The organism is Amorphoplanes friuliensis DSM 7358 (genome assembly GCF_000494755.1).
Lineage (GTDB): Bacteria > Actinomycetota > Actinomycetes > Mycobacteriales > Micromonosporaceae > Actinoplanes > Actinoplanes friuliensis.
Window position 1 is genome coordinate 7,488,323 of the sequence record NC_022657.1, and the last position, 13,383, is coordinate 7,501,705.

Consider the following 13,383-nt stretch of genomic DNA (forward strand, 5'->3'; position numbering starts at 1 on the left):
GACAGTCAAATCCGGGCTGCGGAAGTGGCACGGGGTTGATATCTCTGAATGGCCGCTTCATTTCGGGCGGCGCATTTCAGATTCACGGGGGAAACACATGTTCATCAAGTACGCGGCTTCGGCCGCACTGTCCACAGTGGTCCTGACGTTGCTCGGCCCGGTGGCCGCGCACGCCGCGGCCGGCCCACAGACGATCACCCGGGACGGGGTGTCGATCAAGTACCAGCGGGTTGCCGCCGCCGCGACGCCGAAGTCCGGCAGCGGAGCAACCCGGTCGGACTTCGACGGCGACGGGCTCGACGACATCGCCGCCACCGTCCGTGGCGGGGTGGTGGTCCGCTACTCGTCCGGGCGGTTCATCGACTACTTCGGCAACACCACCGGCTCGACCGCGCTCACCCTGGGCACGGCCTTCACCAGCGGCGACTTCGACAACAACGGGTTCGACGACCTGGTCGTCGGCGACCCCGACGAGACCGACAAGGCCAACGGTACGGCCGCAGGCGGTCTGTGGATCGTCCCCGGCTCCGCGCAGGGACTCCAGGTGTCGAAGATCCGCCACCTCAACCAGAGCACCGCGGGTGTTCCGGACGCCTCGGAGAGCGGTGACGAGTTCGCCGGTGCGCTCGCGGCCGGTGACATCAACGGTGACGGTCGCGCCGATCTGGCCGTCGGTCTCCCGGGTGAGGATGTCGGCACACAGGCCTCCGCCGGTGGCCTGATCATGTTGCTCAGCGACGCCAACGGTGTCAGCACCACGGGCGCCAAGTGGCTCGACCAGAACACCTCGCTGGTCCCCGACACCGCCCAGAGCTGGGACCGGTTCGGCGGGGTGCTGGCGATCGGCAAGTTCAACGCGGACGCCTACGCCGACCTGGCGATCGGCAGCCCGGGTGAGAACGAGGGTGCGACCGCCACGCCGAGCAAGGGCTCGATCAACCTGATCCTCGGCGGTGCGAGCGGCCTCAACGTCCGCGGTGTCGCCTCGGTCTACGGCGACGACTTCACCCAGGTCGCTCCCGGGGTCAAGCCGATCCGGCTCGGCTTCGGCGGCATTACGCTGGCTGACACCAACAACGACGGCCGGGACGACCTCGTCGCCGGTACACCCGAGGCCACGGTCGACGGCAAGGCCAACGCCGGCATGGTCGTGACCCTGTTCGGCGGCAACAACGGCTTCTTCGCCGGGGAGTCGCAGGTCAGCACCCAGAACAGTGCCGGGATCCCGGGGGACGCCGAGGCCGGCGACTCCTTCGGCGCCTCGGTCACGGCCGGTGACATCACCGGTGACGGCTTCGGTGACGTGGTCATCGGCGTGCCCGGCGAGGACGTCGTCGACGCACCCCTGGCGCCTCCGGGCAATGTTGTCGACGCCGGTGTCATCAGCCTGCTGCGTGGTTCGGCGACCGGCCCCGCCGGTGGTGTGGCGCTCGAGCTCTCGCAGGGTTACGAGTACACCCCGGGAACCTCCGAGCGGGGCGACCGGTTCGGTGACAGCGTCCGGGTGCTCGACCTCGACGGGCGTGATGGGCTCGACGCCATCGTGTCCGCACCGGGCGAGCTCGGTGTCGACGAGGGCGGCCCCGCGCCGACCGACGGCGACACCCCGGGCGCGGTGACCGAGTACGCCGGCGGTGAGCCGAACTTCATGTACGGCGTCCGCCGGACGACGGGCACCGAGCTGCGTCTGCCGGGCTTCAACACGAACATCTACGGCACGGTTCTTTGACCAGCACTCCGCCGGCCGGGCCTCAGTCCGGCCGGCGGAGCTGTGCCAGCTTCGGCCCGCCGAGCGGTTCCGTCTGCCACTGCGCCTCGAACCGCTCGCCGGTGAGATCCAGGCTCAGCCGCAGGCGGTGCGGCGTCTCCACGAACACGACATCCACGAGCAGCCGGCCGTCCGCCCACGCGTACGCGCTCGCGACCGGTCCTGTGGTCGTCCAGGCCTCCGGTGCACCCAGTGGCACGGTCACGGCCGGACCCTTGTCGGTCAGCACGAGCTCGCCGGGGCGTACCTCCACCGAGAGCAGCGCGGTGACCCCGTTGCCGGGACCGGGCTCGAGCAGCGCCGGAGCGATCGCCCCCACCGGGCCACCGGGCACCGGCCGGGACAGTGCTGAAGTCCCGTCCGCGGTCAGGGCGGGGAGCAGGTGGCTCCACAGTGCGTCCAGCACACCCTGCATGTCCGGGCTTTGCGAAGTGATCGCGACAACCGCGTCGGCCTCCGGCAGCACCACCATGAACTGCCCGAACGCGCCGTCGCCGCGATAGCCGTGGCGGGCGCGCCAGAACTGGAAGCCGTACCCCTGGTCCCAGTCCGGCTCGGGCCGGACCGTGGCGACGTGAGCCCGGGTGGCCTCCTCGACCCACTCCGGCGACAACAGCTGACGGCCGTCCCATTCACCGTTGCGCAGGTACAGCTGGCCGAGTTTGGCGATCGCCTCCGTCGGCGCGTACAGGCCCGCGTAGCCGATCTCGCGGCCGAGGCGATCTTTTCTCCACCCGTACCCGGAGATGCCTAGCGGATCGAAGAGCCGGGGACGCAGGAAGTCGGTGAGCGACCCGCCGCTGACCCGCTGGACGATCGCGGAGAGCGCGTAGGTGCACGGCTGGTTGTAGGCGAAGAAGGTGCCCGGCTCGCGCTCGGGCGGCAGCAGCAGGAGACCGAGGACCAGGTCGCCGTCGCCGGCCACCCGGGCCCGGTCCAGCGTCTCGTCGTCGTGCCCGCTCGCCATCGCGGCCACGTGCCGCACCCGGATCGCCCGCGATCGCGCGTCGGTGACTCGGGCGTCGAACTCGGGAAAGTACGACAGCACCGTGGCGTCCAGGTCGACCAGACCCTCCGCCACCGCGAACGCCAGGGCGGTCGAGGTGAAACTCTTGCTCAGCGAATACAGCAGGTGCGGCGTCTGCGCGGCGTAGGGCTCCCACCACCGTTCGGCGACAACGTGACCGTGCCTGACCACCATCAGACTGTGCAGCTCGGCATCGTCGAGCGCCGCAACCGCGGCGACAAACGCCTCGATCCCGGCGGCGTCCACACCCTGAGCATCCGGCGCACTACGAGGCAAGTCCATCCCTGAGTTATAACGCGTCGGCGGCCGGCCACGGCGTACGAGGTGACGGCGTAGGTGTGCCGGGCCGGGAGCGTACCGAGGGGCCGGCCCTTCGGGAGCTCCGGCGGGCACCGGGGCGAAGACGCTCGCCCGCGACAACGGTTCCATGATCCGAGGCTGATCGGCGTTCATGCAACCTCGGCGGGACCGCATCCGTCTGGGAGCTATGAGACGCATGGAGTGCTCGTGACGAGCGAGCGGGATCAGCAATTTCACGACTTCGTCCGGGCCCGGCGGGCCGGGCTGGTCCGCACGGCGACGCTGCTCACCGCCGGTGACGCGCACCTCGCCGAGGATCTGGTGCAGTCGACCCTGACCAAGCTGTACGTCGCCTGGCCGGCGTTCCAGCGGGCCCACTCCCCCGAGGGGTACGTGCGCCGGGTGCTGGTCAACGCGCTGACCGACGAGCGCCGGCGGTTGTGGTGGCGGCGGGAGCGACCGACTGCGGAGCTGCCGGACCGGCCGCACACCGCCGCCGAGCCGGCCCGCGGTGAGCTGGACGACGGGCTGCGGACGGCGTTGCGGGACCTGCCGCCGAAGATGCGGGCCGCCGTGGTGTTCCGCTACTTCTACGACCTCGACGTCGCGGAGACGGCCGACGCGCTCGGCTGCTCGCACGGCACGGTCAAAAGCCAGACCGCCCGCGCCCTCGACCGGCTGCGGGAAGCACTGCAATCGAACGCCCTTTTTCTTCGCCAAGGAGTGACCCAGTGACGGACCTGCGCAATCACCTCGAGGGCATCGCCGGCCCGGCCGTGCCGCCGACGATGACCGAGATCGACGCTGACCTGAAGCGTGGCCGGCACGCCCTGCGGCGGCGTCGTGCCGTTCAGGTCGCGGGCGGGTCGACGTTCGCGGTTGCCGCACTGGTCGCCGCCGTGGCGTTCGCCGGCAGTGGCGCGCAGACGCCGGGTGACTCCCCTCAGGCCGGCGCACCGGCGGTGGCCGAGGGCGTGACGCATCTGGTCGCGTACACCGGTAAGCAGCCGAAGGGTTTCACCATCGACAAGGCGCCGGACGGGTGGTTCGTGCAGGCCGACGACGAGAGCAGCCTGCTGCTGGCACCGAGCCGGATCAAGGGCAAGCCGGGTGTCGACCCGTCGCAGGATCCGCTCTACGACGACCGCAGCTTCGTCGGCAAGATCGCCGTGATGCTGCAGAGCAAGGACGAGCAGGGGCCGCGTGACGGCAAGGCGGTCAAGGTCGGCGACAAGGACGGTGTGCTGGTCAAGAGCCTCGACAGCACCGACGGCCGGACGCTGTGGGTGAAGCAGCCCAAGGGTGCGTACCTGCTGATCCAGTTCTGGGACGGGATCGGCCTGAGCCAGGACGAGATGGTCGTCTTCGGCGCCGGTGTCCACGTCAACAAGGACGCCAAGCAGGGTGTCGGCTGAGCGCAGCACCATCGGGGCGGGGCGGGGCTGATGCCCCGCCCCGCTCCGTTATATTTCCGTTACCGAAGATCCCGAACAAAGGCGCCGGCCCTCGCATCGAACCTGTTGACGGACCAGAGAACGTGCGAATGGGAAAGGCACCGACCATGCGATTCCTTCCGGTCATCGGAACACTCCTCGCCGCCGCGATCGTCACCGCCGGATGCTCCGACGGTGTCGAGCGCCTCGACGGCGCGGCCACACCGATCGGGGCCGTGAGCGCTTCGCCGTCTCCGGCACCTTCGGTCACGTCGCCGTCGTCGGCACCCTCCTCGTCGCCGTCGCCGTCGCCGTCGGAGTCGCCGTCGAAGTCGCCCTCCAAGTCGCCGCCCGGGTCGTCGCCGACGTCGTCCTCGCCGAAGAGCCGGCCGACGGTGCTCGGACCCAACGGGCTCGGTGCGCTCAAGCTCGGCATGAGCCAGAAGGAGGCCGAGGCGACCGGTGTGCTCACCGCGTTCAAGGGCAAGATCAATGAGGGTTGCAACCAGCCGGCCCACGTCAGGTACGCCTCGGGCATCAATCCCGGCAGCGACGGGATGGTCTACTACTCCCCCGGCGTCCTCGGCATCCAGATCATCGACGCCTACACCGGGGTACGCACACCGGAGGGCATCACGCTCGGCAGCTCGGCGAAGGCCATGCGCAGGGCGTACCCGGACTGGCGCAACGCCACCGAGGAGGATCCCACCGCCGACGGCCGCGGTTATGCGGAGGTCGCCGGGAACGGCAAGGCGCGTTATCGCATCGTCACGGCCAACGGTCTGGTCGTCGAGCTGACCCTGCAATGGGTGAACCAGAACTGCTACGAGTAACCGGCACCGGCGCCTGCCCGCCGGAGTCGACCATCGGGGGATGTCGAACCCGGCGGGCAGGGTACTTCTCAGTAGCGCAGTCCGGCGAGAATCTGATCGGTGCGGTCGACGTCGTCCGCCTGTCTGATCTGGACATACACGCCGTCACCACCGGACGACAGCAGAGCCGCCTCGCTGTAGGAGACGGGTGTGCCCGGGCAGTTCGTCCAGCGTTGCACCGCGCCGGTCAGACCCGACGCGGTCACCGCGCGGGCGGGCAGCCGGGTGCATCCGGCGTGGACCGGCAGGCGCGCACCGCGCATCGTGGCGCTCACACCGGCGAAGACGCCCGGGTTTCTGCTCGCCGTGTCCGGCCAGCGGGGAAGGTCGGAACCGACGAGCAGGCCCGGCGCCGGACCGGCGGCGAGTCCCACGGCCGCCGGGTCCCAGCCGCCGTCGATCAGCTGGTCGGCCCAGGCGTCCGGCACCGCCACCGAGAGAACTCCGGTGGCGTCGGCGACCCGGGTCCAGCCCTCGGCTGCGGTGGCCGAACCACCCAGCGCCACCGTCCCGGCCACGGCCACCAGCAGCCCGGCGGAGAGCAGTACGCGGGAGCGCCGCCGGAACGGGCTGGCACCGCGGGCGTCGTCCAGCGCGGCAGCGAAGGAGGCGGCGGTCGGCCAGCGCCGGTCACGTTCGGCGTTCAGGGCCCGCAGCACGATCCGGTCGACCTGTTTGGACACGCCCGCGCGCAGCTTCGAGGGCGGCGGCGCCCCGGCCTGCGGCGTCCGGCCGGTGAGCATCTGGTACGTCATCGCGCCGACTGCGTGCACATCGGCGCGGACGTCCAGACCGCCACCGGGCAGGTGCTGTTCCGGGGCCATGTAACCCGGGGTGCCGGCCACGACGGTGAACCCGGAGGCGTGCGCGATCGCCTTGGCCAGCCCGAGATCGGCCACCAGCAGGCGTTCGCTGCCGCGGACGGTGGCGAAGAGGATGTTGGACGGTTTGAGGTCGCGGTGCAGCACGCCGGACTCGTGCAGGTCGGTGACGGCGTGGGCGATCTCGGCGGCGATCCGCAGCGCCTCGCGGACCGGCAGCGGGCCGGCGTCGAGCCGCTCGGCCAGCGTGCCGCCGGCGGCATAGGTCATGACCTGGTACGGCCGCCCGTCCGGCAACTCGTCGACGTCGTGGATCCGGACCAGCCGCTCGGAGTCCGCACGCCGCAGGACCTGGGCCTCCTGCTCGAACCGGGCGCGCACGTCGGGGTGGTGGGCCCAGTTGTCGGCCAGCACCTTGATGGCCACCGAGGACTTCAGGGCGTCGTCCTCGGCGAGCCAGACCGTGGCGAACGCGCCGGAACCCAGGCGGCGGGTGACGCGATATCGACCGATCCTGGCTGGAACTGACACGTACGTATTATGAGCGGCTCTGCAGGACACGCGACGGGGGCACGGAATGCAGAACGATCACCAGGAGGAGCTCGCACGCCGGGCCGCGGACGGGGACACGAGGGCGCTCGACGACCTCCTCACCGCCATCCGGCCGGACGTGCTGCGCCGCTGCGCGCGCTTCCTGCCCTGCTGGCAGGACGCGGAAGAGGCCTGTCAGGACGTCCTTCTCCAGGTGGCCCGCACCATCGGGCGCTTCGAGGGGCGGTCGCGGTTCAGCACGTGGCTGCACGTCGTGACCGCCAACAGTTGCCGGCAGACGTACCGGTCGCTCAAACGCCGTGCCGCCGAGGAGGCCCACGACATCCCGCCGGTCGATCTGCCGGATCCGCGGACGACCAGCGTCATCGCCGGGTCGCGGCTGGACCTGCTGGACGCGCTCGAGCAGCTGGAGGCCAGGAAGGCGGAGCTGGTCGGCCCGATGGTGCTGCGGGACATCTGCCAGCTCGACTACCGCGAGATCGCGGCGCAGCTCGGCATCCCCGAGGGCACGGTGAAGTCCCGCATCCACCAGGCCCGCGGTCACGTCCGCGAGTACCTGATGCAGGGCAGCTGACCGCGCGAGGCGCGGAACGACAAACGGGCCACACCCGGGTGCGGGTGTGGCCCGTGCAGAGTCACCGCTCACCGGCGGCTCTTTGATTCGGTCAGCCGGAACTAGCGGTTGTGGCCGCCACCGTGGCCGTGGCCGTGGCCGCCGCCGTTGTGGCCGTGGCCGTGGCCGCCGCCGTGGCCGTTGCCCATACCGTTGCCGTTGCCGTGCCCGTGGCCGTGGCCACCACCGTGGTTGTTGCGCCACGAGACCTCGAGCGCGTAGAAGCCCCGGCGGGTCCGCTCACAGTCGAAGCGCTGCCACTGGCCGAAGAACTGGCCGATGCGACCGGCCCGCTCGCACTGACGCTCGCTGCGGTAGATCCGGACCACGCGGTCGCGGTCGGTCTTGGCCTGCTGCTGAGCGCTCTGCGTGGTGGCCGAGGCTCCCTGGGTGGTCGACGTCGCCGCGACGGCGGGGCCGGCACCGATGGTCGCACCGGCGACCAGGGCCATTCCGGTCATAGCCAGCATTCGTGTTGCCTTACTCATGGAACCACCTTTTGTCGGCAGGTCAATTGCTTGATCAAGACAAACACGATCATGGACCGCAATTCGCTGATTACGCCGACGTTAACCCGATTAGGTGATGAGTGCGTGTCGCGCCGGACCGAGGCGAAAGAATCCGAAATCGATCTCGCGATAAAGGCCTCGCCCGCCGGGTGGAGGAGCTGTTCCGCCGACCGGTCCACAAGATCAAACCATTCGGCTGATAAGAACTCCCGGACTCGTGCGCCGACCCGTGCTATTGCCGCTCGGAGCAGCGAATAGCCGAGGCGGGGAGCGTCTCGATTCCGGCGCTGAATACCGGAAAAAACTGCGAATGATACCTGCGGGATACCCGGATTCCGGTCCGGCAAACAAAGCGCATCGGCGTGTGTCCCGGACACTCCGGCGACACGCAGAAATGTTTCACGCCGGAGGTGAGAAACAATGGCGGCGGCTCATGTTCACCGCACTGGAAGGTGCGCAGGAAGACGTCGTGATTGTTGTTCGTGTCGCCGGCGACGAGGTTGGAGGCGTAGGAGCCGAACACGACCGTTCGACCCGTGCCGCTCAGCCGGGGATAAGCGCTGTCGCCGTTCGTGTGGGAGCCCGTCACCGGTGCCACCACCGCCGCCCGGGCGCCCCGAGTCCGACACGCGGACGGTCGTCCCGGCCCGGAGGTCACGCACGAACACGTCGCCGGCGCCGTTGGTGTCGCCCGGCACGGACCAAGGCTCTTGATCTCCGCCAGGACGGCCCGCCGGTTGGCCGGTGCAGGCAGTGATGGCGGCCACCGCCCGGTCAGGTGTGGCCGTGCGCGCATCCGGGAAAGCACGCCGCGTGCGCCACTACTCGGTTGAACTGGGCTCGCCCTCGGGCGGCGCCTCCGGCACGGTCGCGGTCTACGGCCACTGGGGTCGTCCGGTGCTCGTGTTTCCCACCGAGCTGGGACGGGCGTGGGAGTTCGCCGACAACGGCATGGTCGCCGCGGTCGAGGACCTGATCGAGGCGGGCCGCATCAAGCTCTACTGCGTCGACTCGTTCGATGCCGCCACCTGGTCCGCCGATTACCTGCCGCTCGAGGAACGGGCGCGGCGGCATGCGTCGTACGAGTCGTGGATCAACGATGCCGTGGTGCCGCACATCCGCGCCGACACCGGGACGGCGGCGGAAATCATGACCACTGGGTGCTCACTCGGGGCGTTCCATGCCTTGAACTTCGCCTTCAAACGGGCCGACCTGTTTCCTCTGGCCCTGTGCTTCTCCGGCAACTACGAGCCCGCCGCCTGGCGCAGCTGGGGTGAACGCGGCGACGCCGTCTACTTCAACAGCCCCACCGATTACATCGCGAACATGGACGGTGATCACCTCGAGTGGCTGCGGTCGCGGCTCTCGGTGCTGCTCGTCTGCGGGCAGGGGCAGTGGGAGGACACCACCGGCGCGCTGGAGTCGACCCGGCGCATGAGCCAGTTGCTCGCCGCCAAGGGTCTGAGGCACGATCTGGACCTGTGGGGCCCGGACGTGCCGCACGACTGGCCGTCGTGGCGGGCGCAGCTCGCGCACCACCTGCCCCGCTTCTGCTGACCGGCCGGCACTGATCGGACGACGCTCGTCACGCCAGATCCGGACGACAGCCGAGCGGGCGAAAGACAGTGCCTCCGCGAACTACTGCGCCGCCCGGCCGGCGCTGCCATGCTTCGCGACCATGAGGCGTTTGCACTCTTCCCGGCTCGCGGCCGTGGTGACGCTGGTTGTCGCCGCCCTGATCGCGGTTGCGCCTGCCGCGTCGGCGGCACCACCGGCGCCGGCGGACCTGTCGATCTACTTCGTCGGCCCAGAGGAGATCGCCCGCGGGCAGACCGCCATGTTCCTGTTCCAGGCGCACACCGAGACCTCGCCGCGGCCGGAGAACGTCCGAGCGGTGCTGACGCTGCCGGCCGGTCTGACGTGGGAGTCGGCGGAGCCCGGTGCCGTGGGCTGCCCGTCCTATCCCGGCGAGCCGAACTGCTCGCGCAACAGCGGCACGTGCACACCGGACGCGACCCGCACGGTGGTCACCTGCACTGCCGATGAAGCCGACGACATCATGAGAGGCACCTACTCCTACAACGCCACCGTGCGGGCCTCGGCCGACGTCGCGGTCGGGACCGAGCTCACGGTGAAGGCGGAATTCACCTCCGACGGCGTGGAGGCCACACCGGAGAACAACACGTCGACGGTCACCTCCACCGTGATTCTCGGGTCCGATCTGGGGATCACCGCGGTCCCGCCCGCCGCGCCGGTCGTTCCGGGCGAGCCGGTGAAGTTCTCCCTGATCGTGCACAACTACGGTCCCGGGACGATCTCCTTCTTCCGCGTCGCCGAGAGCTACGGCGGCGACTGGTACATGGGCGGTTCCATGACCAACGAGGGAACGGAATGCGTCCCGGACCCGGGCGCCCTGGTCTGCGAGGTCACCATGGACCTCGCGTCCGGCGAGGAGGTGAAGCTCGACCACGTGATGCCCACCCGCGTAGTGGACTACTTCTGGGGCACAAAACAGGGCGGCGGCGCGCACGTTCACAACAATCCGGATGAGACCAGCTTCGACACCACGAACAATCGCACGAGCTTCAAGTTCGAGTTCGCGAAGAAGCCGGCGGGCACGCCTGCGACCACTCCGGCCGGCGACGGCACGGGCGGGACCGGCGGCACCGCGGCCGGCGGCCTGCCGATCACCGGCGCGGCGGCCCTTCCCCTCGCGCTGGGCGGCGCCCTCCTGCTCCTTCTCGGTACGGGCGCAGTCCTGCTCACGCGCCGCAGGAAGCCTCGCGCCGAGCAGTCGCGCAATGGCCGGGGAGACATCGACCTCTGACCGTTCCGCCACCGCCCTGAGCGCTCACAGCGGGGTACGGTCGGCCCGGCGCGCCCGCGTCGACGACCTCAGGAGACCTCAGGATGCGCCGGATTCTCGCCGCTGTGACCGTGGCGGCGACGCTGTTCGCGGCCACGGCCTGCACCTCGGACGACAACAAGTCGGACCAGGCGGGTGGCAGCACCAAGGTCAGCGTCGGGGTCATCCCGATCATCGACGTGGCGCCGATCTACCTCGGTAAGCAGAAGGGCTTCTTCAGCCGCCGGGGCATCGACCTGACGATGGTCCCCGAGCAGGGTGGCGCACCGATCGTCAAGGGCGTGCTCGAGGGCAAATACCCCTTCGGTTTCAGCAACGCGACTTCCCTGATGGCGGCGCAGTCGGAGGGTGCACCGCTCAAGGCGGTCGCGAACGGTGTTGCCTCGACCGGGCGTCCCGGCCGCGACTTCTCCGCGATCGTCGTCGGCTTCGGCAGCCCGATCCGGTCGGCGAAGGACCTGGCCGGCAAGCGGATCGCCGTGAACACGCTGCGGAGTCTCGGCGACACCACCGTGCGGCAGTCGGTCCGTCAGGCCGGCGGGAACCCGGCCGGTCTCAAGTTCCAGGCGATGCCGTTCGCCGACATGCCGGACGCCCTGCAGGCCGACCAGGTCGACGCGGCCTGGGTGGTGGAGCCTGCGCTCTCGGCGGCACTCACGCAGGGCGGCCAGGTGGTGGCCTCCAACTACGTCGACACCGCGCCGGATCTGACGGTCGCCATGTACTTCACCGGTCAGCCGACGATCGACAAGGACCCCGAGCTGGTCGCCCGCTTCACCGAGGCCGTCAAGGAGTCCCTGAAGTACGCCGCCGGGCACCCGGACGAGGTCCGCAACACCGTCGGCACCTACACGCAGATCAACGACACCGTGCGGACCGCGATGATCCTGCCGAGCTGGCCGGAGGCGATCAACCGGGCGTCGCTGGAACGGCTGGCCACCCTGGGCCGCGCGGACGGCATCTTCACGAAGCCGCCCGCGCTGGACCAGTTGCTGCCCTGATCAGTTCGGCGGTGCTCCGGCCTTGCGGCTGATGCCGTACGTGATGGAGCTCGACTCGATCACGGTGCCGGCGGCGATCCGGTCCATCTTCTGCGCCAGCCGGGTGCGTTCGCCCACGAAGTCGCCCGTACGCGGGTCGATGATGATCTCCCGGGTCTGGCCCGCCGCGGTGATGCCGAAGGCTGTGCCTTTGCGGCCGTCGAGTGTCGCTGTGCGTTCGGTGATCACCAGGTCGGGCAGCAGCGCGAGCGACCGGTAGAGCGCGGCCCGCACGTCGGCGGGCAGCCGGGCGCTGCGCAGCGCGTCCGCGACGTAGACCAGCACCTCCTGGTCGGGGTCGTTGCCCTTGCCCTGGGTGTCGCGGCGCAGCCGGTCGAGCAGTTTGCCGGGGTCGCGCGGGAGCTTCTCGATGAACGTGTCGGTCGGCTCCTGCCAGTTGCCGCTCTGCGTGCACGGGTTCTTCCCCTGCTGGGGGTACCAGATCCCGCACTTGCCGCGGAGGTCGGTCGGCGGGCGCTGCGGTGAGCCCGCCCCGATCTTGCGGGCCTGGGCCTCGGTGCCGACGAGCCAGGTCCGTTCGCCGGTGTCGCTCTCGCGCATCGCCCACTCGTCGTGGTGGTCGGCCGGGACCCAGACCTCGATCTTCCGGCCCTCGCGGACGGCGAAGTGCTGGCTGCCGGCGTCCGTGTAGGTCATGGACAGCGCGTGGGTGGAGAGGTACCGGAACTGCCCGGCCGGGATCCTGGGGTCGACCGTGCGGATCTCGGCGTCGGCGGCGGTCTGCAGGATCTGCGCGACCTCGACCATGGCACCGGGCGCCGCCGGGGTGGTCTCGGGTCGCAGGGCCACAAAGGCCACTGCGGTGACCGCGGCCGCGGTGGCCAGGATCGCCAGACCCGGCTGCCAGCGGCGGCGACGGGGCGTCACCGTGGCGAACACCTGCTCGCGGGCGCGCTGCAGGGAGGCCGTGTCGAGGGGTACCTCGGGGTAGAGGGTCTGCAGGTCTTCGTCGATCATGACGCACCTTTCGTGGCGTGGGCACGCAGGCCGCGGCGGACGCGGTGCAGCCGGGAGCGGACTGTTCCCTCCGGGATGCCGAGGGCGGTGGCGATCTCGGCGGTGTCGAGACCGCCCAGACTGGTCAGGAGCAGGACGTCGCGGTCGCCGTCGGGCAGTTCGGCGATCGCGGCCGCCAGCCCTTCCACCCGCGTCCGCGCGTCGAGGCGTTCGGCGGCCCGGTCGACCGCGCCGTCGTCCGCCTCGCGCAGCCCGGACAGGCGTTCCGAGATCCGGCTCTGCTGCGCCTGACCGCGGTAGTGGCGGCGGAGCAGGTTGACCGCGATGCCGTAGAGCCAGGCGCGGACGCTGCCGAGCCCGGGCCGGTAGTCGGACCGCGCCGACCACGCCACCAGGAACGTCTCCGCGACGAGGTCCTCGGCGACCGCCGGGCCGGCCTGTCTGGCCAGGTAACGCCACAGCCCGGGCGAATGTTCGTCGAACACCGCGGCGAACGTGTCCGCCGCCCCCGTACCGGTCAGCAACGGCCCGTCGCCCACTGGCCGCACCTCCGTGCCGGCGATTCTCATACCCCGTATTGCCACCTCGCGGTGGCCGCGTTCAC

14 protein-coding genes are annotated in these 13,383 nt (G+C 70.3%); 8 read left to right on the forward strand and 6 right to left on the reverse strand.

Annotation, left to right across the window (positions count from 1 at the left end; translation table 11 throughout):
• Positions 1 to 97: 97 nt before the first annotated feature.
• Positions 98 to 1,729, forward strand: coding sequence for an FG-GAP and VCBS repeat-containing protein (locus AFR_RS34445; protein ID WP_023561450.1), 1,632 nt, complete (start codon positions 98 to 100; stop codon positions 1,727 to 1,729).
• A gap of 22 nt (positions 1,730 to 1,751) precedes the next feature.
• On the opposite strand, the gene AFR_RS34450 is transcribed toward AFR_RS34445, so the two are convergent.
• A complete protein-coding gene (locus tag AFR_RS34450; protein ID WP_041841366.1) occupies positions 1,752 to 3,077 on the reverse strand; it encodes a serine hydrolase domain-containing protein in 1,326 nt (441 codons plus the stop codon).
• Positions 3,078 to 3,302: 225 nt separating this feature from the next.
• Here AFR_RS34450 and AFR_RS34455 point away from each other — a divergent pair, with 225 nt between their 5' ends.
• The 3 genes from AFR_RS34455 to AFR_RS46940 all read left to right on the forward strand — a co-directional run bounded on the left by AFR_RS34455 (position 3,303) and on the right by AFR_RS46940 (position 5,361).
• Entirely contained in the window at positions 3,303 to 3,830 is a 528-nt protein-coding gene (locus AFR_RS34455) for a SigE family RNA polymerase sigma factor (protein WP_041843126.1), read from the forward strand.
• On the forward strand, positions 3,827 to 4,510 hold the full coding sequence (locus tag AFR_RS34460) for a hypothetical protein (RefSeq protein WP_023561453.1): 684 nt from the start codon (positions 3,827 to 3,829) through the stop codon (positions 4,508 to 4,510). The genes AFR_RS34455 and AFR_RS34460 overlap by 4 nt, the downstream gene beginning before the upstream one ends.
• A 146-nt stretch (positions 4,511 to 4,656) precedes the next feature.
• Positions 4,657 to 5,361, forward strand: coding sequence for a hypothetical protein (locus AFR_RS46940; protein WP_158510590.1), 705 nt, complete (start codon positions 4,657 to 4,659; stop codon positions 5,359 to 5,361).
• Positions 5,362 to 5,429: 68 nt separating this feature from the next.
• On the opposite strand, the gene AFR_RS34470 is transcribed toward AFR_RS46940, so the two are convergent.
• Positions 5,430 to 6,752 carry a serine/threonine-protein kinase gene (locus tag AFR_RS34470; RefSeq protein ID WP_023561455.1) on the reverse strand — a complete coding sequence of 441 codons (1,323 nt, stop codon included), beginning with the start codon at positions 6,750 to 6,752 and terminating at the stop codon, positions 5,430 to 5,432.
• Between the two features lie 46 nt (positions 6,753 to 6,798).
• On the opposite strand from AFR_RS34470, the gene AFR_RS34475 reads away from it, so the two are divergent.
• Positions 6,799 to 7,347 (forward strand): RNA polymerase sigma factor, encoded by a 549-nt coding sequence (locus AFR_RS34475; protein ID WP_023561456.1) that lies wholly within the window; start codon positions 6,799 to 6,801, stop codon positions 7,345 to 7,347.
• A gap of 101 nt (positions 7,348 to 7,448) precedes the next feature.
• Here AFR_RS34475 and AFR_RS47340 read toward each other — a convergent pair whose 3' ends face one another.
• Together AFR_RS47340 and AFR_RS46460 are read right to left on the reverse strand one after the other, a co-directional pair.
• Entirely contained in the window at positions 7,449 to 7,874 is a 426-nt protein-coding gene (locus tag AFR_RS47340) for a hypothetical protein (RefSeq protein ID WP_193786332.1), read from the reverse strand.
• Between the two features lie 253 nt (positions 7,875 to 8,127).
• Complete coding sequence (locus AFR_RS46460; RefSeq protein WP_148308162.1) at positions 8,128 to 8,484, reverse strand: longin-like domain-containing protein; 357 nt, start codon at positions 8,482 to 8,484, stop codon at positions 8,128 to 8,130.
• A gap of 224 nt (positions 8,485 to 8,708) precedes the next feature.
• On the opposite strand from AFR_RS46460, the gene AFR_RS34485 reads away from it, so the two are divergent.
• The 3 genes from AFR_RS34485 to AFR_RS34495 all read left to right on the forward strand — a co-directional run bounded on the left by AFR_RS34485 (position 8,709) and on the right by AFR_RS34495 (position 11,762).
• Positions 8,709 to 9,452, forward strand: a complete 744-nt coding sequence (locus AFR_RS34485) for an esterase family protein (protein WP_023561458.1) — start codon at positions 8,709 to 8,711, stop codon at positions 9,450 to 9,452.
• Between the two features lie 121 nt (positions 9,453 to 9,573).
• On the forward strand, positions 9,574 to 10,722 hold the full coding sequence (locus AFR_RS34490) for a hypothetical protein (protein WP_148308163.1): 1,149 nt from the start codon (positions 9,574 to 9,576) through the stop codon (positions 10,720 to 10,722).
• An 83-nt stretch (positions 10,723 to 10,805) separates the two neighbouring features.
• A complete protein-coding gene (locus AFR_RS34495) occupies positions 10,806 to 11,762 on the forward strand; it encodes an ABC transporter substrate-binding protein (protein ID WP_023561460.1) in 957 nt (318 codons plus the stop codon).
• Here the strand turns inward: AFR_RS34495 and AFR_RS34500 are convergent, their stop codons facing one another.
• Both AFR_RS34500 and AFR_RS34505 read right to left on the reverse strand, forming a co-directional pair.
• Positions 11,763 to 12,779, reverse strand: a complete 1,017-nt coding sequence (locus AFR_RS34500) for a CU044_5270 family protein (RefSeq protein ID WP_023561461.1) — start codon at positions 12,777 to 12,779, stop codon at positions 11,763 to 11,765.
• On the reverse strand, positions 12,776 to 13,318 hold the full coding sequence (locus AFR_RS34505; protein ID WP_023561462.1) for an RNA polymerase sigma factor: 543 nt from the start codon (positions 13,316 to 13,318) through the stop codon (positions 12,776 to 12,778). The genes AFR_RS34500 and AFR_RS34505 overlap by 4 nt, the downstream gene beginning before the upstream one ends.
• Positions 13,319 to 13,383: the final 65 nt, after the last annotated feature.